The following is a 19,749-nucleotide window of genomic DNA, read 5'->3' on the forward strand; positions in this document are numbered from 1 at the left end:
GTGTCTGTAACAGCGCAAACCGGCAAAGACGTAGTGAAGACCCTGCGCCAGCTGATGGCTGAGCGCATCCTCGTCCTCGACGGTGCGTGGGGCACGATGCTGCAGGGTGCCAAGCTCACCCCTGCCGACTACCGCGGCGATCTCATCGGGGACGACCACCCCAAGGATGTCACCGGCGACCCCGACCTGCTCATCCTCACCCGCCCGGACGTCATCCTCGACGTCCACCGGCAGTATCTGGCCGCGGGTGCGGACATCACCACCACCAACACGTTCACCGCGACCAGCATCGGGCAGGCCGACTACGGCCTCGAGTCGATGGTGCGCGAGATGAACATCCAGGGGGCGCGGCTCGCCCGGCAGGCCGCCGACGAGGCCGAGGCCCGTGACGGCAAGCCACGGTTCGTCGCCGGGTCCGTCGGGCCGCTCAACGTGACACTGTCGCTGTCACCCAAGGTCGAGGACCCGGCCTATCGCGCGGTGACGTTCGACCAGGTCAAGGCGACGTATGCGGAGCAGATCCAGGCCCTTGCCGAGGGCGGCGTGGACCTTCTGCTGATCGAGACGGCGTTCGACACGCTCAACGTCAAGGCTGCCATCTCCGCCGCGCGCGCGGTCGCCCCGGACCTCCCGCTCTGGATCTCGGTCACGATCGTCGACCTCTCCGGCCGCACCCTGTCCGGGCAGACGGTCGAGGCGTTCTGGCGCTCCGTCGAGCGGGCCAACCCCCTCGTGGTCGGCGTCAACTGCTCGCTCGGCGCCACCGAGATGCGCCCGCACGTGGCCGACCTGGCCCGCCTCGCCGGCACCTACGTGGCCTCCCACCCGAACGCCGGGCTGCCCAACGCGTTCGGCGGCTACGACGAGACGCCCGAGGAGACCTCGCACCTGGTCGGCGGGTTCGCCCAGGACGGCCTGGTCAACATCGTCGGCGGGTGCTGCGGCACCTCTCCGGCGCACATCAAGCAGATCGCCGGCGCCGTCCAGGGTCTCGCCCCGCGGGCGGTCGCCGAGCCCGTGCGGGCCACCCGGTTCAGCGGTCTCGAGCCGTTCGAGATCGGCCCCGACACCGGCTTCGTCATGATCGGCGAGCGGACCAACGTCACCGGCTCCGCGAAGTTCCGCCGCCTCATCGAGGGCGACAACTTCCAGGCCGCGACCGACGTCGCACTGGAGCAGGTGCGCGGCGGTGCCAACCTGCTCGACGTCAACATGGACGCCGACCTGCTCGACAGCGAGCAGGCCATGACCACGTTCCTCAACCTCATCGCGACCGAGCCCGAGGTCGCGCGCATCCCGGTGATGATCGACAGCTCCAAGTGGAGCGTGCTCGAGGCCGGGCTCAAGTGCGTGCAGGGCAAGGGCGTCGTCAACTCCATCAGCCTCAAGGAGGGCGAGGAGCCGTTCCTGGCCCAGGCCCGCAAGGTGCGCGACTACGGCGCCGGCGTGGTCGTGATGGCGTTCGACGAGAAGGGGCAGGCCGACACCACCGAGCGCAAGGTGTCGATCTGCGGCCGGGCGTACGACCTGCTGGTCAACGAGGCCGGATTCGCCCCCGAGGACATCATCTTCGACCCGAACGTGCTCGCGGTCGCCACGGGCATCGCCGAGCACAACGGGTACGCCAAGGCGTTCATCGACGCGCTGCCGCTGATCAAGGCGCGGTGCCCTGGTGTGCGTACCAGTGGCGGCATCTCGAACCTGTCCTTCTCCTTCCGGGGTAACGACGTCGTCCGTGAGGCCATGCACTCGGCCTTCCTGCTGCACGCGGTCCGCGCGGGCCTGGACATGGGCATCGTCAACGCCGGCCAGCTCGCGGTCTACGCGGACATCCCGGCCGACCTGCTGGAGCTCGTCGAGGACGTCATCTTCGACCGCCGCGAGGACGCCACCGACCGCCTCGTGACGTTCGCCTCCACGGTCACCGGCTCGGGCACCAAGCGCGTCATCGACCTGACCTGGCGTGAGGCCCCCGTGGCCGAGCGGCTCAAGCACGCCCTCATGCACGGCGTGGTCGACTTCGTCGAGGAGGACACCGAGGAGGCCCGGCAGCTCGTCGACCGTCCCCTCGACGTGATCGAGGGACCGCTGATGGACGGCATGAAGGCCGTCGGTGACCTGTTCGGGGCGGGCAAGATGTTCCTGCCGCAGGTCGTGAAGAGCGCCCGCGTGATGAAGCGCTCGGTTGCGTACCTGGAGCCCTTCATGGAGAAGGACAAAGCCGGCAGCCGCGGCCAGGGCAAGGTTGTCCTCGCCACGGTCAAGGGCGACGTGCACGACATCGGCAAGAACATCGTCGGCGTGGTCCTGGGCTGCAACAACTACGAGGTCATCGACCTGGGCGTCATGGTCCCGGCCGCGAAGATCCTCGACACGGCGATCGCCGAGGGTGCCGACGCGATCGGGCTGTCCGGCCTGATCACGCCGTCGCTGGACGAGATGGTGTCGGTGGGTGCCGAGATGCAGCGCCGCGGGATCCAGCTGCCGCTGCTCATCGGTGGTGCGACCACCTCACGCCAGCACACCGCCGTACGCATCGCGCCCGTCTACGGGGGCGCCACGGTGCACGTCCTCGACGCCTCCCGCGTCGTCGGCGTGGTCTCCGACCTGCTCGACCCGGGCCGCGCGGCGACCCTCGACACGGCCAACCGCGAGGAGCAGGCGCGCCTGCGGGAGCAGCACGAGAACCGCCGCTCCCAGCCGCTGCTCAGCGTCGACGAGGCCCGCGCCAACCACGAGGTCGTCGACTTCACCGAGCTGCCCACCCCGTCGTTCACCGGGATCAAGGTCGTCGAGCCGTCCATCGCGACGCTGCGCGAGATGATCGACTGGCAGTTCCTCTTCCTGGCCTGGGAGCTCAAGGGCAAGTACCCCGCGATCCTCGACCAGCCCGTCGCCCGCGAGCTCTTCGACGACGCCAACACCATGCTCGACAAGATCATCGAGGACGGGTCCTTCCAGGCCAAGGGGGCGTACGCGTTCTGGCCCGCCCACTCCGACGGCGACGACATCGTGCTCAGCTCCCACGGCGTACGGTTCCCGATGTTGCGGCAGCAGACGCAGAAGCCGCAGGGCCGCGCCAACCGGGCCCTCTCCGACTACATCGCGCCCGAGGGTGACCACCTCGGCGGGTTCGCGGTGGCGATCCAGGGTGCGGACGACCTCGCCCACCGCTACGAGGCGGAGCAGGACGACTACCGCGCGATCATGGTCAAGGCCCTCGCCGACCGGCTCGCCGAGGCCTTCGCCGAGTACATCCACCTCGAGGCCCGCCGCGAATGGTTCGAGCCGGACGCCCAGCCCGACCTCGCCGACCTGCACGCGGAACGCTTCCGCGGCATCCGGCCCGCGCTCGGCTACCCGGCCAGCCCGGACCACAGCGAGAAGAAGGACCTCTTCGAGCTGCTCGAGTCGGACAAGCTCGGCATCGCCCTCACCGAGTCGTTCGCCATGACTCCGGCGGCGGCGGTCAGCGGCCTGATCTTCGCCCACCCGGACGCCAAGTACTTCACCGTCGGCCGGATCGCCAAGGACCAGGTCGAGGATTACGCCAAGCGGCGCGGGATGCCGCTGGACGAGATCGAGCGGTGGCTGCGGCCGAACCTGGCGTACGAGATCGCCTGAGCGCTTTGATACCGGGCCGGCCTTGCGGGGCCGGCCCAGTTTTTTCCGGGCCCCGGTCGTAGGGTGGGACGATGGATACTGTGGATCGTGCGGAGGCGTTCCTCTGGGTCAATGCGCGACTGCTCGACCGGCTGCGGTTCGCGTTCCACTTCCGCGACGGTGACCCGGCGACGGTGATCGACGCGCTGCGGCCCTATGGGAACGCGGACGGCGGGTTCGGGCACGCGCTCGAACCCGACCTGCGCGGCCCCGAGAGCCAGCCGGTCCCCGTGGAGCTCGCGCTGTTCATCATGGACGATGTGGGCACGCTCGATCCCGGGCTGGTCGACGGCATCCTGAGCTACCTCGAGTCGATTACCCGCCCGGACGGCGGGGTGCCCTGGGTGCTGCCGACCACGAGCCCGCGCGGTCCGTGGTGGACGCCGGTCACCGGGCTGCCCGGTTCGCTCAACCCCACGGCCTCGATCGCCGGCCTGCTGCTCAAGAACGGCGTCGGGCACCCGTGGGTCGAGCGGGCCACCGGCTTCTGCTGGACAGCCCTCGACAATCTGAATGCTGTCGGCGCCTACGACGTACGCACCATCGTGAAGTTCTTGAAGCACGTGCCGGACCGGTCCCGAGCCGAAGCGACCTGGGCCGCCCTGAGCGAATCCGTCCGCTCGGTGATCGACCTTGACCCGGCCGCCGACGGTGACGTGCACGGGCCGCTCGACTTCGCACCCCACCCGGACAGCCTCGCCCGGTCGCTGTTCGACGTCGACGTGATCGACCGGCATCTGGACGCGCTGGAGGCGAAGCAGAAGGCGGACGGCGGCTGGGACTTCACGTTCGAGTCGTGGACACCGATCACGCGGCCGGAGTGGCGGGGCTGGGTCACGCTGGAGTCTCTGCTGACCCTGCGCTCGAACGGTCGCTTGTAGAGGAAAACCGCGGTGTGCTGTCCGAGCGCCACGTGGTGAGACGCGGGTGCCCCTCCAAGGAGCCGCGGCCGGTGGCCCACAACAGGGTGAGCCACGGATCGGCGCCGCCAGGAGCCTCGGGAAACAGGCGGGCGAGCAACCGTGAGCAGAGATCGGCGGGCGGGGCCCAGGCAAGCCCGAGGCCTTTCGCCAGATCGTGCATGTGGACCAGCGTCTCCTGCAACCCCAGCGCCGCGAAGCCTTCGGGGTCCGACACCCCGGCGGCGTGGTGGGCGCGGACCTGCGGCGGCGTGGTCCGCACCATCGCGACCAGCAGCGCACCACACGTCTCCAGCACCTGCAGCAGGCCGGCCGGACCCGCGGCACGGTCCGCGGAGAGGAACGTCGCGGGTGCGTCCGGCCTGTCCCGGCTCAAGGCGAAAGGCACATGGGTGTCCAGCGGCGGGCTCTGCGGCCCCAGCTGCGCGGCGTAGTAGAACAGGTCGTTCGCGAGGTGCTCGGCGGTCTCCCAGCAGTCCCAGTCGAGCGGACCCGCCTTACGACCCCACCCCTGCGGGGGCGCGTCCCGGAGGACGCCCACGGCGAGCCGCACGGCAAGGTCGACGTCGTCCGCGGTGACGGGAGCGGGATACTGCGCGTGGATGTCGCCGTCGTGAAGGCGCCAGCAGAAGTCGTTCATGCGGGCTGCGGCGGGGGCGTGGCGGGCAAGGATGGCCGCGACGGCGGGTGGGACGTCCTGCGGGATGTCGCCGGTTGCGCACCGGCGGACGTACGTGTTGCGGGCGGTGAGGCTACCGATCACGCCGCAGACCGTGGTGACCAGCCAGTTGACCAGCCGCATGGCCGCGTAATCGCTGTCGTGGCCGAGGTTGCGGGTGACGAAGTCGCGTTCGGCGGCCGACAGGTCGAAGGTGGACGAGGTGGCGAGGCCGAAGTCGACGAGGTAGAGGCGGTCGGCGTCGGCGCGCATGTTGCCGAAGTGGCCGTCCAGGTGGAGCAGGTCGCGGCTGCGCAGGAACGCCACGATCTCGAACAGCTGGCGCTCGATGGTCTCGGGCTGGGCGGTCAGCCTCTCGGAGATCGGGCCGGGGAGGTGTTCGAGGAACAGGACAAGGCTGGAGACGGCGGCGGCCAGTTCCTCGAAGCGGGTGCGTACGGCGGGGGAGCCGCCGAACTGCGTGACCACCGCGTCGATGTCGTGGTGTTCGGGCGCGACCGGGGGACGGCCGGGGAGCACGCGCCAGTGGTACAGCAGCGGGAACGACGGGGTGTCGCCGGCGAGGACCGCGTCGGAGACGATGGTGGTGGCGGCCAGTTCGCGCCAGGCGCCGAAGCCCGGGCCGGCGAGGCGGTACATGCCGTACTGGCAGTGGACCGGGAGGTCGAACAGGTTCGCGGTGCTGTGCGGGTGGGCCAGCTCGCGAGCGGTGATCGGGATCTGTTTCGCGAACACCGGCACGCCGTCGACGGTGACTACCGAGGAGCCGCCGCCCACGCCGACGGCGCCGGCGGGTGCAGCCCTGAGCAGTGCCGTCAGCTCGTCGTCACTGCGTCCGCCGAGAGAGGCCGACATGCGATCGTGGAGCAGTTGCCGCGGGTTGGCCATCGCGCCATCATGTCATCGGCTGACCCTTGTGATCGTTCTGCAGGCCGAGCCAGATGCGGTCGCGGGTGAAGGGCGGGTCGGTGAAACGTACGCCGGTGGCGTCCCGCAGCGCGTTGGCGATCGCCGGGGCGACCGGGTTGTACGGGCTCTCGCTCATCGATTTCGCGCCCAGCGGCCCGATCGTGTCCTCGGTCCGGGCGAACACGACCTCGGTGTGCGGCACGTCGGCGTACGCGGGGAGGTGGTACTGCCGGAACCCGGTCGTGCGGACCTCGCCCGTGCCGCCGTCGAGGACCATGCGCTCGGTCAGCGCCGAGCCGAGGGCCTGGGCGACACCGCCCTCGACCTGGCCCCGGCACTGCAGGGGGTTCATGACCCGGCCGGCGTCGGCGCTGTGCACGCTGCGCAGGATGCGGAGCTCGCCCGTGCCGGGGTCCACCGCGATCCGGAACCACTGCGCGTTGAAGGCGACCGACCGGGGGCTGCCCGTCCAGTGTCCCTGCGCGCTGATCGGCCCGGGCACGTCCCGCAGGTGCAGCGCCGACCCGTCGGCCTGCACGGCGGTGTCCACCCCCAGCGTGACCGCGCCGGTCTTGGCGAGGATGTCCGCGCGCAACGACCTCGCGGCGGCGAGCACGGCCTGCCCCGCGACGACCACCCCGGTGGAGGCGAACGCGCCCGTGTCGTGGGCCACGACGTCCGTGTCGGACTGGCGGATGACGATCCTGTCCGGCCTGGTGCCGAGGACGTCCGCGGCGATCTGCGCGTGGACCGTGGTGCTGCCGTTGCCGAACTCGGAGGTGCCGACGGCGATCTCGTACCGGCCGTCGGCCAGCAGGGTGAGCGTGGCGTCGGCGAAATGGCCACCGGGCGGCCCGGCGGCGATCATGGCCATGGCCATGCCCTCACCGACCAGCCATCCCTCGGGTGCCGGCTCGGGCAGAGGCTCGTGGGACGCGTCGCGGATGGCGGTCAGGCACTGGTCGAGGCCGTAGCTGGCGATGGTCAGGTCGTCAGCGTGCGAGCCGGGCGCGGTCATGTCCTCGCCGGGCAGGACGACGTTGCGTTCGCGCAGCAGGACCGGGTCCATGCCGAGCATCCGTGCGAGCTCGTCCAGCACCGACTCCACCGCGAACGACACCTGGCCCAGGCCGTAACCCCGGAACGCGCCTGCGGGCACGGTGTTCGTGTAGACGGCGTACGCGTCGACCTTCTTGTTCGCGCAGCGGTAGACCGAGATGGATTCGTGGCAGCCGTGGAACATCACCGACGGGCCGTGGTTGCCGTAGGCGCCGGTGTCGGACACCACGCGCAGTTCGAGGGCGGTCAGGACGCCGTCGCTCCGGGCGCCCGCCTTCATGCGTACGGTGAAGGGGTGCCGTGTCGTCGCGGAGGTGAACTGCTCCGCGCGGGTGTATTCGTGCTTGACCGGTAGCCCGGTTGCGCGCACGGCGAGCGCGACGAGATCCTCGACCAGCATCTCCTGCTTGCCGCCGAAGCCGCCGCCGACCCGCCCGGTGAGCACCCGCACCCGGTCGAGGGGCAGGTCGTAGAGGTCGGCGAGCGCCCGCCGGGTCAGGAACGGCGTCTGGGTGCTCGACCGCAGCGTGAGCCGCCCGTCCGCGTCGAGCCAGCCGATCGCGCCGTGCGTCTCGAGGCTGGCGTGCTGCACGCGGGCGGTCCGGAACGTCTGCTCGTAGACGACGGCGGCCTCGGCGTACCCGTCGGCGACCGAACCCAGCTCGGCGTCGAGCCGCCCGATCGCGTTGCTGTCGCCGCCGTGCAGCAGGGGAGCGCCGGGCAGTAACGCCTCTTCCGGGTCCACTACGGACGGCAACACGTCATACGCCACGCGCAGTAGGCGGCAGCCCTCCTCGGCGGCACCCTCCGTGTCGGCCACGACGGCGGCCACCCGCTGGCCGATGAAGCGGACCACGTCGTCGAGAACCCGGGTGTCGGCGGGGTCCTCCGACGGGTTCTCGTGCCGGGCCGTGGAGAAGAACTTCGCCGGCGCGTCCTCATGGGTCAGCACCGCGCGCACCCCGGGCACGGCCAGCGCCCCGCTCGCGTCGATGCTCGTGATGCGCGCATGGGCATGCGGTGACCGGAGCACCTTGAGGTGCAGCATCCCCGGCATCGCCACGTCGAACGTGTAGCGGGCCGTTCCCGTCACGATCTGCGGACCGGCCGGCGCGCCGAGCCCGGCCCCGATGGCGGCTCCCGCCTCCGGATCCTCCACCGTACGCACACCGTTGATCGCGTCGGCCACCGCGCGGTACCCCGTACACCGGCACAGACTGCCCTTGAGCGACCGGGGCAGATCCGCGCGTTGCGCCTCGTCCAGCGCCGCCGTGGTCATGATCAGCCCGGCGGTGCAGAACCCGCACTGGAAGCCCTGGGCGTCCAGGAAGGACTGCTGCACCGGGTGCAGCCCGTCCGCCGGCGCGAGCCCCTCGATCGTGGTGACGCGTTTGCCCTGCGCGCGGAACGCCGGATAGACACAGCTGTGCACCGGCTCGCCGTCCACATGGACGGTGCACGCGCCGCAGTCGCCGGTGTCGCACCCCTTCTTGACCCCGAAACAGCCCTCCTCGCGCAGGAACGTGCGCAGGCACTGACCGGGCCGGGGTGCGCGTCCGTGCTCGGTACCGTTGATCCGGACCGTCATGCGGCCAGCTCCCGCCGGATCTCGGCGGCGAACGTACGCGTCAGATGCGCACGCCAGGCGGGCAACCCGTGCACGTCATCGGTCCACGCGTCGCCGGGAATGGCCGCCTCGAGCTCGTCCAGCAGGTGCCGCTCGTCCGGCAACTCCGGGAAGCGCAGCTGATAGGGCCGCACCGTCGCCGCCGTCACGGTCAGGACAAACTCCCCGGCCTGCGTGAGCCGTCCCGCCAGGAGCGCGGCCGACCGGCCGTGCGTGAACAACGACCCTTGACGGTACGCCGTCAGCCCGGTCAACGAAGCCCGGGGCAACGTCACGGACCGCAGCATCTCCCCGTCCCGCAACACCGTGCTGCCATCCCCGGTCACGAAGTCGACGACCCGCACCCGCCGCTCGACCAGACCGCCGTCGCCGTCGCCGGGATCGGCGGGGATTTTGCCGGGCGGGCCGTCGCCGGGATCGGCGGGGCCGAGGATGAGGCATTCGCCGTCGAGGGCGGCGGTGAGGGCGATCATCGGGCCGGCGGGCAGGGCCGCGCACAGATTCCCGCCGACGGTGGCGACGTTCCAGATCTTGAAGCTGGCGAGGAACGCGTGGCAGCAGGCGGCGGCGAGCCCGTGGAAAGCGGTGAACCCGGGCGCCCCGGCGAACCTGTTGACGTCCGCGACGGTGCAGGTCGCGGCGATCTCCAGCCCCTCGTCACGGATGGTGATCGGCGTCCAGCCGCTGGCGGCGAGGTCCAGCAACCGGGTGACCCCGGGCTGAGGCTCGCCGAACAGCGCGGTCCCGCCACCCAGCCACGCGTCCCCGCGCCGCCACTGCCCGGGCCTCGCCGGGCTCACCACCTCGACCACCGTGTGCAGATCCACGCGTGCCCCCTGCGTCCGTACCCACCCCAAGGAAACACGGTACGTTACGCGCCGTCTGTTTCCGCTTCGCTTCCCGCGGACCCCGCCCGGATCGTGCGCCCGGTGGCCGCCGGATGCGATCATGCAGACGTGAGCTACGACCTGGCTGTGTGGTTCGAGACGCGCACGCTCTCGGACGACGAGGTGCTCGCGGTGTACGACGTGATGATCGACGCGGACCCCGATCCCCGCCCCGCACACCCCGCGGTGTCCGCGTTCCTCGACGACCTGACCGCCCGCTATCCCGTCGGCGACCTGGACGACCCCTGGTCCGCGGAGCCCTGCGCGGTCGTGGACGGTGTGCTGCTGTCCGTCATGTATTCGCGGGCCGATGAGTTCCGGTCGGTCGTCACCGAACTCGCGCGCCAGCACGGGTTGCTGTGTTTCGACGCCTCGTCCGACGTGGTGCGGACGTTCGCGCGTACCGGAGCATTCACGCTCTGGTCCGCTGAGGGGTTCCGGTGTGCTGATCCGTCGCACGAGCAGCTCCTCGCCGCGGTCGGGCGGATGAGCGAGACGAACAACTACATCGTCCTGGAACGGGGAGCGGAGAACAGCGAGGTGTACATCCAGTCCCTGGTGTCGGACGGCGCCCTGACCCTGGAACACCGGGAGGGGTCCGCCGACCGGCACTACGCCACGCGGGCCGCCGACCGGGTCGAGCTCGCCGGGGCGTTCGCAGCGTTCCTGGCGGGCGACGAGGAATGGAAGACGCGGTTCACGTGGGAGCGGGTCGACCTGTCCTGAGTCCGGCTCAGGCGTCCGGGGCGGTGCTCACCTCGGTCAGGGCGTGTGCGGGCAGGGGCTTGGCGTAGAGGTAGCCCTGGCCGCGGGTGCAGCCGAGGGTTTGCAGCTCGAGGGCCTGGTCGGGGGTTTCGATGCCCTCGGCGATCGTGGTCAGGTGCAGGACCTGGGCGAGGCGGATGACGGCTTCGGCGATCGCGCGGCCCTCGGGCGTGCCGTTCAGCTCCGCCACGAAGGCCCGGTCGATCTTGAGGATGTCGACGGGGAGGCGGGTGAGGTACTGCAGGGACGAGTAGCCCGTACCGAAATCGTCGATCGCGACCCGGATGCCGTGCTCCCGCAGCGCCTGCAACGTCGGGGCGTGCGTGGCGTCGACGAGGGCCGATTCGGTGATCTCCAGGACGAGCCGCGACGGCGCGGTGGCGGTGCGGTGCAGGACGGCGAGAACGTCATGGACGAGCGTGGGGTCCTGCAGCTGCCGCGGCGACAGGTTGACGGACATGTAGCTGCCGCTCGGGCGGGCCGTCAGGGCCTGTTCGAGGACCCACAGGCCGATGCGCGCGATGGCTCCGCTGCGTTCGGCCAGCGGGATGAAACGAACGGGGCTGATGAAGCCGCGTGCCGGATGTTCCCAGCGCAGCAGGGCCTCGGCGCCGAGGGTCCTGCCGGTGGTGATGTCGACGATGGGCTGGTAGAGGACGTGGAGCTCGTCGCGGTCGAGGGCGTGCTGGAGGTCCTCGGTGAGGGCGGCGTCCTCGGCGCGGCGGTCGGTCATCGCGGGGTCGTAGGTGGTCCAGCTGTGGGTTCCGGCGCGTTTGGCGTGGTACATGGCGAGGTCGGCGCGGCGCATGAGGTCTTTGATGGTGTCGTCGGCGTCGGTGGTGGGGGCGAGGCCGATGGAGGCGCGGATGGGGACGGTGTCGTCGTCGAGGGCGACGGTGGGGGTCTGCAGGAGTCGTTCGGCGATGGTGTGCGTGTCATCGGTGGCGTCCGGGAGCCAGATGGCGAATTCGTCGCCGCCGATGCGGGCGCAGGTGTCGGTGTGGCGTACGGATGCTCGCAGGTGGTGGGCGAAGGTGGTGAGCATGTGGTCGCCGGCGGGGTGGCCGTAGGCGTCGTTGACGAGTTTGAAGCCGTCGAGGTCGATGAGCATGAGGGTGCCGTGTTCGTGGCGGCGCAGGCTGCGGGTGATGGCGTTGTCGAGGCCGGTGCGGTTGGCGAGGCCGGTGAGGACGTCGGAGACGATCAGGTCGCGGCTGTCGCGCAACGAGATCACCTGGCGCAGCATGATCGAGGTGGTCATCACGATCAGGCCCAGCACCAGGCCGCCCCAGAGCAGGATGTTGTCCTCGCGGACGGTGACGATCAGCATGAGACCGCCGCCGAACACCAGGGCGAGCAGCGGGAGCCTCGCCGACCACGCCGGCTGGCCGGTCAGCCGCTGACGCACGACCGGGGAGCGCGACCCGGTGCTGATCAGGATCGGCGACAGCGTGATCAGCGCCGTGGCGAGCACGATGCCGCCGCCCAGCACCAGCGACGACTCCGGGTGCAGTCCGCGGACCGCCAGCGCCGACCAGATCGCGTCGGTGACCAGGTAGAGGAGCATGCCGAACACCAGGGGCGTGACCGGGTGGGTGATCCGGGGGACGGCGCCACCGAGCAGCAGCGCGCTGGCCGAGACGAGCATGAGCAGGTCACCGATCGTGAAGCCGATGGTCGCCACCCACAGCGGGCCCGGCTCCCAGTTCTCGATCAGCGGGTCCAGCGCGAAGTACCACGTCAGCATGAAACCGCTGGCCAGTACGGTCAGGAGCTCGGCGCCGAACGCATACCTGCGGCGCCCGGAGAGATCCACCATGCGGCTGATGACGGCACCCGCGGAGATCAGCCCGAACATCAGCATCCGCAGGCCCGTGCCCACCCACCACAACGCCTCGGCGTCTGTGACCGAGGAGATCGCCAGGGTCACACCCGCGGTGATCGAGGCGATGCGGCTCAGACCTGCAAGCCGCCAGGACGACGGGTACGGGCTACGGCGCGCGGCGCGGAAGAAATACACGGCACCGACGGCGTCCAGCACCAGCAGCGTCGCGGAGAAGATGGCCCGGCGGCCCTCGACGTCCAGGACCGCGGCGGTGACACCCACGATCGCGACGAGCACGACCGCGCACGCCGCGATCGGTAGGACCCGCCCGGGGGATCTGCTCACCTCTGTTCGATCGGCAGGAAACGCGCCGTTCTGAACCGCGCGGGGTACGTGATCCGTACTGAGGCGCATGAGGGTCTTGCTGGTTGAGGACGACGAGTCCATCGCCGAGCCGTTGGTCGACGGCCTGGCCCGGTACGGCATCGTCGCCGATCACGTCGCCACCGGCGCCGCCGCGCTCGCCGCCGCGCCCACGGACATGGTGCTGCTCGATCTCGGGCTGCCTGACATCGATGGCATCGAGGTCTGCCGGCAGCTGCGCCGGGGCCGTGACACGCCGCTGATCATGCTCACCGCACGCGGCGACGAGGCGGACCGGGTCCTCGGCCTCGAACTCGGCGCCGACGACTACCTGCCGAAACCGTTCAGCGTGCGCGAGCTGGTCGCCCGGATGCGCGCGGTGGACCGCCGCACCCGCCCGGCTCCGTCCGCGGCGCAGGACCCGGTGCGTGCCTGCGGCCCGCTGTCGATCGACACCCGCACCCACGAGGTACGCCTGCACCGCCTGCCCGTCTCGCTCAGCCCGAAAGAGTACGACCTGCTCCTGCTGCTGGCCGAGGACCCCGGCGCCGTCGTGGGCCGCCGGCACATCCTGGAGACCGTCTGGGGTGCCACGTTCACGGGGCCGGGCAAGACGCTCGACTTCCACGTCGCCAGCCTGCGGCGCAAACTGGGCGACCCGGCCTGGATCGAGAACCGCCGCGGTGTCGGGTTCCGGCTGGTAGCGCCGGCGTGACGCGGCGGCTGCTGCTCACGTACGTCTCCTTCGCGTTGTTGATCCTGCTCGGTCTCGAGGTTCCGCTCGGGTACGTGCACCACCGCAACGAGCAGCAGCACGCGTTCGAGCAGCTCGAGCATGACGCCGAGGTGCTCGCGGCGTTCGTCGACACGGCCCTCGCGGGCGGTGACCGCGCCCAGCTCGACATCCTGGCGCGCGAGACCGCGCAGCGCCTGGGTGGCGATGTCGACGTGGTGGACGCGGCCGGTGCCCTGCTGACCAGCACCCATCTGAGTCAGGCGGAGGCCGGTCACCTCGCGGGCGCGAGCGACATCCGCAGCGTGCTCAGCGGGCAGGGCCGGGTCAGCACCAGGACCCGTCCGGGCGTGATGTCGGTCGCCGTACCTGTCCATCCGGGCATCATCGCTCAGGGAGCCATCCGCGTCAGCGTCCCGGACGCGGCGCTGCGCTCGCGGATCCAGAACTTCTGGCTGCTCCTGGCGGGCGCCGGCGTGATCGTCCTGGCGGCGGCCGGCCTGCTCGCGTACGCCCTGGCCCGGTGGATCTCCCGTCCCGTCCGCGCACTGGAGCAGGCAACCCGGCAGCTGGCTTCGGACACGCCCCCGATCGTCCTGCAGACGAGTTCCGGCCCGCCCGAACTGCGCAGGCTGGCCGCGACGTTCTCGGCGACCGCGGACCGGCTGCAGACGCTCATCGCCGCGCAACGCTCGTTCACCGGCCACGCGTCCCACCAGCTCAAGACGCCGCTCGCGGCGCTACGGCTGCGCCTGGAGAACCTGGAAGCGGACATCGCCGAGCCCGGTTCCGCCGGCGGGCGCAACCTGCGCGCCGCCCTGTGCGAGACCGACCGCCTGGCCCAGATGGTCGAGCTGCTGCTCGCCATGGCCCGCTGCGACCAGGCGGACCTGCCACGTACGCCGATGTCGCTCGCCGCCGCGGTGAGCGAACGACTCGACCTCCTCTCCCCGCTGGCCGCCTCCGGTGGCGTCACGCTGTCCGTCGCCGTGAGGCCGGACTGCCCGGTTCTGGCCGTTTCCGGCGCCGTCGAGCAGATCCTGGACAACCTCGTCTCGAACGCGCTGCGCGCTGCCCCCTCAGGGAGCACGGTGGCGGTGTGCTGGGAACTCCTTTCCCCGGACCTGGTCGCGTTGCACGTCATCGATGCCGGTCCCGGCCTGACCGATGCCCAGCTGTCCCGGGCACTCGATCCGTTCTGGCGCGCCCCGGACGCGCCCAAGGGCGGCACCGGCCTCGGGCTGGCCCTGGTCCGCCGGCTGGCCGAGGTCAGCGGCGGCTCGGCCACCCTGCGTCACGGCCCGTCCGGCACCGGCGTCGACGCCATGGTCCTGCTGCCCCTCGCCCCCGCCGGCCTTGAGCCCGCCCTGCTGCGGTCCGGGCCCGTCCCGCCCGGGACCTGCACCGATGCTCAGAGCTCGAGGGCCTCGATGGTGCCGTCGCGGTAGGCGGCCAGGAGTGCTGAGCGGCCGCCGGGGGTCCGGACCGTGGTGATCACGTCGGGGTGGGTGTCCAGCGGGCCGTCGTGGGCGGCGGTGGCGTAGCTGTGGGCCGCGAGAGGCGCTCCGGGCGTACACGTGAAGACCTGACCGCAGACGGAGGCGGCGCTTGCCACCGCGTCGCGGAGCGGGGTTGACCAGCGGCAGACCACGCCCTCGCCCGGGACGACCTCCTTGAGGCCGCCCTCGCCGGCCAGAAGGATGCGATCGTGCGCGGACCACATGCGGTCCGGGTATTCGCCTTGTTCGTAACACCATTCGGGGGTGCCGTCGACGGTGTTCACCACGCTCAGCCAGCCGCTGTGGGTGGCAAGTACGGCCTTCCCGGGCCGCAGATAAGTGGCCGCTCGCACGGGGGTTCCGTCGAGGATCCGGACAACCCGGCCGTCGGCGAGGTCGAGTTCGACGGCTCCGGCATCAGAAGCGATCAGTACGCGCTGAGCCGCCGACGCGATCGTGTACGGCGACGCGGGCAGCCGCGTGACCCATGCGTGCAGACCCGTGACGGGGCGATCGTGGAGCATGAACGCCCGGCCGTCACCGGTGATCCCGGCGACGCCACCCGGGACGGCGGCGATCTGGCGTGTCGACCCGAAGCCTGTGACGCGCTCGGCGACCAGCCGCAGGCCGTCGTGCTCCATCCGTACCGTGCTGACCCCGGCGTCGGTCGCGACGTAGGCGAGGGACGGGTCGTCGACGGACGCCTGGATGTCCCCGATCACCCGGTGCGGCAGCGTGAGCCGCCTCCGGTCCGTGACGACCGGCGGTGACATCCGGGCCGGGGCCGCGTCGCCGTCGTGCACGATGGAGGCCACGTCGCCGGTCAGCGCGTCGACCGAGGCCGTGCAGAGCCAGTCGCCCCGGATGAACTGGACCGCGTAGAACGGCCGGCCCTGTCCTCCGGCGACGCGGACCCCGGCCACGCGGCCACCGCCGGACTCCCGCAGCGCCGCGTCGACCGCCCTGCCGGCGCCGAGCCACGCGTACTCGGGGTCATTGTTGCGCCGTCCCCACCGCCACGGTGGCTCCCACCGGCCGTGTCCCGCATCCGTGGCCTCGTGCCGCGCGCCGTCCGACGTATCCCGCATGACGATCCTCCTCGTCCCGCTGATCTCTGATCAACAGCACGAGGCGCGGGACGGGGCGGATCGGTCACTGTCCGAAGCCTGCCCGGTCCCTGGCAGAATCCTGTATCGCCACGGCCGGGGACGGGATTGCGCGGGCCCGAGCCGGCCGGGGCTCAGTGGCGGCCGGCGGGCTCCGACCAGTCCGGGACCTGCGCGTCCGGGGCCGTGAACGAGTTGAAGTCCGTCGTGTCGCGGAACGCCGGGATGGCGTAGAGGTCCCGGGCGTACGCCCAGAGGTTCGGGTAGGCCGCCAGGCCGGGGTTGATCGTGCGGTGGGCGTTGGGGCCCGCGTCGTAGCGGACCAGGCGGACCCAGAGCCGGATGTCCGCCTCGGTGACCTGGTCGCCGAGCAGGTAGCGCCGCTCGGCGAGGCGATCGTCGAGCTGCTGGAACGTGGCCAGCAAGGTGTCGCGGGCGGGGCCGGGGCCGGCCGCCTTGCCGACGCCGTAGGTGACCGCCGGGCCGAGCCAGCGGTCCAGTTGCTCGATGTCCTCCGCGAGCGCGGCCGGATACGTGGCGATCAGCGGCGTGGCGAGGTGGTGGAACTGGGTGGCCAGGTCGATGCCCATGGCGTGCGAGTCGTTGGTGAGGATCCTGCCGGCCACACGGTCCCAGAGCGCCGGGACCGACACGTGGCCGTCGAAACCGGGGGTGCTCGCCTCGTACGCCTGGCGCAGCAGGGTGAAGCCGTTGACCGGGTCGGGGCCGTACTGCTCGCGGAAGGCCCAGCCGCGGGCGTCGCGCTCGTCGCCGACGAACGACATGGTGACGACGCCGTCGAGGCCGGCCAGGCTGCGCACGATGGCGACCCGGTGTGACCACGGGCAGAACCAGCCGCCGTACAGGTGATAGCGGCCCTGCTCGGCGGTGTCCGCGGTGATCCGGCCGGTGAAGCGGTACAGCGGGCCCGGGGTGTCCGGAATCTTGTACTCGCCGTAGGCCTCGAGGTCGACCGGGCTGGCAAAAGTGGTCATCGCGAAATTCTAGGCGGCGCCCTGCGCGGTGGCGGCCACTGCCATCGTCGACCATTTCATCGCCGCCATCACGGTTCCGGACAGGTCCTGGCCTGCGTACGCGGCAGCAACTTCTTTCAGATCTCCCCGCTCGTACGCGTTGACGACCCGCAGCACCTGCCCGATCTTCCCGGTGCCCCGCTCGAGGGCCTGCTCGATCTCCGGGGTCAGCGGCAACTGGTGTGCCATCGACGCCGGGCTGATCCCGAGCATCTGCGCGACCGCCGTGATCAGTCCCGCCATGAACGCCGCGTCGCCCGCGGCACCGAACGTGGCGGCGACGTTCTCGCAGAGACGGGCCCGGGTCAGGGCGTCGGCCATCTGGGTCTCGGTCGCCTCGGCCACGTCGTCGACGACCATCAGCATCGCCCACTGGCGGATGTGGGGCAGACCGAGCATGACGACCGCTTGGCGTACGGAGGACACCCGGCTCGTCGCACCCACCGCGGCCGAGTTGCTGGCCCGCAGGACCCGCATCGTCAGCGCCGGGTCGCCCGCGATGATCCGCAGAACCTTGTCCAGGTCGGCGTCGGGGGCGGTCAGCGCGCCGAGCAGTTCGAGGCGGCGCAGCTTCGACGGGGTGAGGCTCTGCGCGGTCAGGACCTGGGGGCGGCTCAGGACGTACCCCTGGCGCAGTTCGAAGCCGTACCTGTTGCTGAGCGCGAGATGCTCGCCGGTCTCGAGCCCCTCGGCCACGATCTTGATGTCGGGGTAGGCCCGGCACGCGGCGACGATCTCGTCGAGATGCGTGAGATCCCCGTCGAGCAGATCAAGCTTCACGTACGACGCCAGCGGCAGCAGCTTCTCGTGCCCCGACCCCCACACGAAGTCGTCGAGCGCGATCTTGTAGCCCTGCGCGACCAGCTCCGTCACGCCCGCGATCACCTCGTCGTCGACCTCGACCGTCTCGAGGACCTCCAGCACGACGTGCTCCGGCCCGAACGGCAGAATCAGCTCGCCGACCAGGAACTCCCGGGTCATGTTGATGAAGCAGGTACGGTCCCCGACAACCTCGTCGATGCCGAACTCGGTGAACGCGTTCACGATGACCTGGCTCGTCGCGTACGTGTCGCGCCGGCCTGCCTCGATCGCGTCCATGCTGCCTCGGAACAGCAGCTCGTAGGCGACGACATCGCCGGTCTGATCGAAGATCGGCTGACGCCCGACATGTACGAGCTGTGTCCCCGGCAACGGGATCGGCACCATGGGGTTCACGCCATGATTGATCGGCGGCACCGGCCCCGGCATGAAGGTTTTCACCCAGCCCGGTCGTAAAAGAGTGGCATTCGTGGTGCAGCCCTCAGATTCGAGCCCCGCGCAACTCCTCGACCAGCGACGATCCCGCCGGCGTCCACCCCAGCCCCCGCGCCTTCGCCCCGCTCGCCCCCTGGTCCAGCAGCAACGCGTCGGCATAGGCAACCCCCAGCCGCTGCCGCGAGACCTCAGCACTCTCCGCCACGAAGCCACCCAGGGCCTCCCCAAGCTCCCGTACGCTCGGATTGTCGCCGCTCGCCCCGATCAGATACCCGAGCCCCTCACCCCGCTCGAGCACAATCCGGTACAGCGCCGCGATGTCATCCACGTGCACGGTGGCCCAGTGCTGCGACCCGTCCCCGACCAACGGCACCTTCCCGTCATCGGTACGCGCCCCGGCGAACCCTTCGATGACCATCCCACCGCCGTGCCCGTAAACAACGCCCGGCGCAATGATCGTCACCACCAGGCCGGACGTGAGCACGGCCTCCTCCACGGGGATGCGCCAGGCGGTCAGGGCCGGCGGCTGAACCGGCGACTCCTCGGTGATCGAGGTGTTGTCCCCCCACAGCCAGATCCCGCTGGTGTGCACATACGGCTTCCCGGCCCGGCGCGCGGCCTCGAGCACGTTCCTGTCCAGCAGCGCGTTCCCGGCGTCACCTGTCGCAGCGAGGTGCGCCACGGCATCAGCCTCCCTGAACCGCTCCGCAGCCCACCCCGGCTCGAACAGATCCCCGACAGCAGCCCGCGCCCCGAGCCCGCTGACCTTCGCCGCAGCCCGGGCACTCCGCACCAGCGCGATGACCTCATGCCCCGCCGAAACCAGCTCCGCCACCACCGCCGACCCGATATACCCTGACCCACCCGTCACCGCGATCTTCATAATGTGACGCTAACCCGTCACAGGCCCCGAACGGACCGTGACGTTACCCACGAGGAACACATCACCATGCTGCGCACTGACCGCCTACTGCTGCGCCAGTGGCTCCCGTCCGACCGCGCCCCGTTCGCCGCGATGAACGCCGACCCGGTGGTCATGCGCCACTTCCCGGCCACACTGACCGCCGCCGAGAGCGACGCGATGGCGGACCGGCTCTCGGCGGCTATCGCTTCGCGGGGGTGGGGATTCTGGGCGGTGGAGCTGATCGCGACGGGCGACTTTTGCGGATTTGTCGGCATTCAGCCGGTTCCGGCTGCGCTGCCGTTCGCCCCCGCCGTGGAGATCGGCTGGCGGATCGCCCCGGCTTACTGGGGCCAGGGCCTCGCCCCCGAAGCCGCGCGAGCAGCAATCACCTACGCCTTCGCCCCGCCGGCCGCAGGTGGCCCGGCTGATAATGGTTCGGCCGTGGGTGGTTCGGCCGTGGGTGGTTCGGCCGTGGGTGGTTCGGCCGTGGGTGGTTCGGCCGTGGGTGGTTCGGCCGTGGGT

Annotated in this window: 14 protein-coding genes; 6 read left to right on the forward strand and 8 right to left on the reverse strand. The window is 70.9% G+C overall.

The features are described 5' to 3' along the window. Together metH and Ahu01nite_RS08245 are read left to right on the forward strand one after the other, a co-directional pair. Positions 1 to 3,624, forward strand: coding sequence for a methionine synthase (gene metH, locus Ahu01nite_RS08240; protein WP_438874762.1), 3,624 nt, complete (start codon positions 1 to 3; stop codon positions 3,622 to 3,624). A 71-nt stretch (positions 3,625 to 3,695) separates the two neighbouring features. Then, on the forward strand, positions 3,696 to 4,544 hold the full coding sequence (locus tag Ahu01nite_RS08245; protein ID WP_203835829.1) for a hypothetical protein: 849 nt from the start codon (positions 3,696 to 3,698) through the stop codon (positions 4,542 to 4,544). Here Ahu01nite_RS08245 and Ahu01nite_RS08250 read toward each other — a convergent pair. From Ahu01nite_RS08250 to Ahu01nite_RS08260, 3 genes are read right to left on the reverse strand one after another with little or no spacing between them, the layout of a single operon-like run. Then, positions 4,498 to 6,150: a BUD32 family EKC/KEOPS complex subunit gene (locus Ahu01nite_RS08250; protein ID WP_203835830.1), complete on the reverse strand. Its 1,653-nt coding sequence runs from the start codon at positions 6,148 to 6,150 to the stop codon at positions 4,498 to 4,500. The genes Ahu01nite_RS08245 and Ahu01nite_RS08250 overlap by 47 nt on opposite strands. A gap of 7 nt (positions 6,151 to 6,157) precedes the next feature. Continuing rightward, positions 6,158 to 8,818, reverse strand: coding sequence for a molybdopterin-dependent oxidoreductase (locus tag Ahu01nite_RS08255; protein ID WP_203835831.1), 2,661 nt, complete (start codon positions 8,816 to 8,818; stop codon positions 6,158 to 6,160). Next, complete coding sequence (locus tag Ahu01nite_RS08260) at positions 8,815 to 9,684, reverse strand: FAD binding domain-containing protein (protein WP_203835832.1); 870 nt, start codon at positions 9,682 to 9,684, stop codon at positions 8,815 to 8,817. Before Ahu01nite_RS08260 ends, Ahu01nite_RS08255 begins: the two co-directional genes overlap by 4 nt. Before the next feature lie 129 nt (positions 9,685 to 9,813). On the opposite strand from Ahu01nite_RS08260, the gene Ahu01nite_RS08265 reads away from it, so the two are divergent. After that, positions 9,814 to 10,470 carry a hypothetical protein gene (locus Ahu01nite_RS08265; RefSeq protein WP_203835833.1) on the forward strand — a complete coding sequence of 219 codons (657 nt, stop codon included), beginning with the start codon at positions 9,814 to 9,816 and terminating at the stop codon, positions 10,468 to 10,470. Positions 10,471 to 10,477: 7 nt separating this feature from the next. Here Ahu01nite_RS08265 and Ahu01nite_RS08270 read toward each other — a convergent pair whose 3' ends face one another. Next, positions 10,478 to 12,679, reverse strand: a complete 2,202-nt coding sequence (locus tag Ahu01nite_RS08270) for a putative bifunctional diguanylate cyclase/phosphodiesterase (RefSeq protein ID WP_239158713.1) — start codon at positions 12,677 to 12,679, stop codon at positions 10,478 to 10,480. 67 nt (positions 12,680 to 12,746) lie between these two features. Between Ahu01nite_RS08270 and Ahu01nite_RS08275 the strand changes: the two genes are divergently transcribed. Continuing rightward, the gene (locus Ahu01nite_RS08275; protein WP_203835835.1) at positions 12,747 to 13,412 is read left to right on the forward strand and encodes a response regulator transcription factor; all 666 of its coding nucleotides are present in this window, start codon (positions 12,747 to 12,749) and stop codon (positions 13,410 to 13,412) included. Beyond that, positions 13,409 to 14,878: a sensor histidine kinase gene (locus Ahu01nite_RS08280; protein ID WP_203835836.1), complete on the forward strand. Its 1,470-nt coding sequence runs from the start codon at positions 13,409 to 13,411 to the stop codon at positions 14,876 to 14,878. The genes Ahu01nite_RS08275 and Ahu01nite_RS08280 overlap by 4 nt, the downstream gene beginning before the upstream one ends. Here the strand turns inward: Ahu01nite_RS08280 and Ahu01nite_RS08285 are convergent. The 4 genes from Ahu01nite_RS08285 to Ahu01nite_RS08300 form a co-directional block, all read right to left on the reverse strand. Then, positions 14,842 to 16,017 carry a hypothetical protein gene (locus tag Ahu01nite_RS08285; RefSeq protein WP_203835837.1) on the reverse strand — a complete coding sequence of 392 codons (1,176 nt, stop codon included), beginning with the start codon at positions 16,015 to 16,017 and terminating at the stop codon, positions 14,842 to 14,844. The two genes, Ahu01nite_RS08280 and Ahu01nite_RS08285, sit on opposite strands and share 37 nt — an antisense overlap. Positions 16,018 to 16,169: 152 nt before the next feature. Beyond that, positions 16,170 to 17,030: a glutathione S-transferase C-terminal domain-containing protein gene (locus tag Ahu01nite_RS08290; RefSeq protein ID WP_203835838.1), complete on the reverse strand. Its 861-nt coding sequence runs from the start codon at positions 17,028 to 17,030 to the stop codon at positions 16,170 to 16,172. A gap of 9 nt (positions 17,031 to 17,039) precedes the next feature. Next, on the reverse strand, positions 17,040 to 18,329 hold the full coding sequence (locus Ahu01nite_RS08295; RefSeq protein ID WP_239158714.1) for an EAL and HDOD domain-containing protein: 1,290 nt from the start codon (positions 18,327 to 18,329) through the stop codon (positions 17,040 to 17,042). Between the two features lie 40 nt (positions 18,330 to 18,369). Next, the gene (locus tag Ahu01nite_RS08300; protein WP_239158715.1) at positions 18,370 to 19,206 is read right to left on the reverse strand and encodes an NAD-dependent epimerase/dehydratase family protein; all 837 of its coding nucleotides are present in this window, start codon (positions 19,204 to 19,206) and stop codon (positions 18,370 to 18,372) included. Positions 19,207 to 19,272: 66 nt separating this feature from the next. Here Ahu01nite_RS08300 and Ahu01nite_RS08305 point away from each other — a divergent pair. After that, positions 19,273 to 19,749 (forward strand): GNAT family N-acetyltransferase (locus tag Ahu01nite_RS08305; RefSeq protein ID WP_203835839.1); only part of this gene is annotated, 477 nt, incomplete at its 3' end.

This window comes from Winogradskya humida, assembly GCF_016862215.1.
In the GTDB taxonomy this organism is placed as follows: domain Bacteria; phylum Actinomycetota; class Actinomycetes; order Mycobacteriales; family Micromonosporaceae; genus Actinoplanes; species Actinoplanes humidus.

Excerpts from the sequence above, each read along its gene's own strand:
- Ahu01nite_RS08285 (WP_203835837.1), bottom strand. The coding sequence starts at position 16,017 with ATGCGGGATACGTCGGACGGCGCGCGGCACGAGGCCACGGATGCGGGA.
- Ahu01nite_RS08300 (WP_239158715.1), bottom strand. The coding sequence starts at position 19,206 with ATGAAGATCGCGGTGACGGGTGGGTCAGGGTATATCGGGTCGGCGGTG.
- Ahu01nite_RS08275 (WP_203835835.1), top strand. The coding sequence starts at position 12,747 with ATGAGGGTCTTGCTGGTTGAGGACGACGAGTCCATCGCCGAGCCGTTG.
- Ahu01nite_RS08290 (WP_203835838.1), bottom strand. The coding sequence starts at position 17,030 with ATGACCACTTTTGCCAGCCCGGTCGACCTCGAGGCCTACGGCGAGTAC.
- Ahu01nite_RS08255 (WP_203835831.1), bottom strand. The coding sequence starts at position 8,818 with ATGACGGTCCGGATCAACGGTACCGAGCACGGACGCGCACCCCGGCCC.
- Ahu01nite_RS08250 (WP_203835830.1), bottom strand. The coding sequence starts at position 6,150 with ATGGCCAACCCGCGGCAACTGCTCCACGATCGCATGTCGGCCTCTCTC.
- Ahu01nite_RS08245 (WP_203835829.1), top strand. The coding sequence starts at position 3,696 with ATGGATACTGTGGATCGTGCGGAGGCGTTCCTCTGGGTCAATGCGCGA.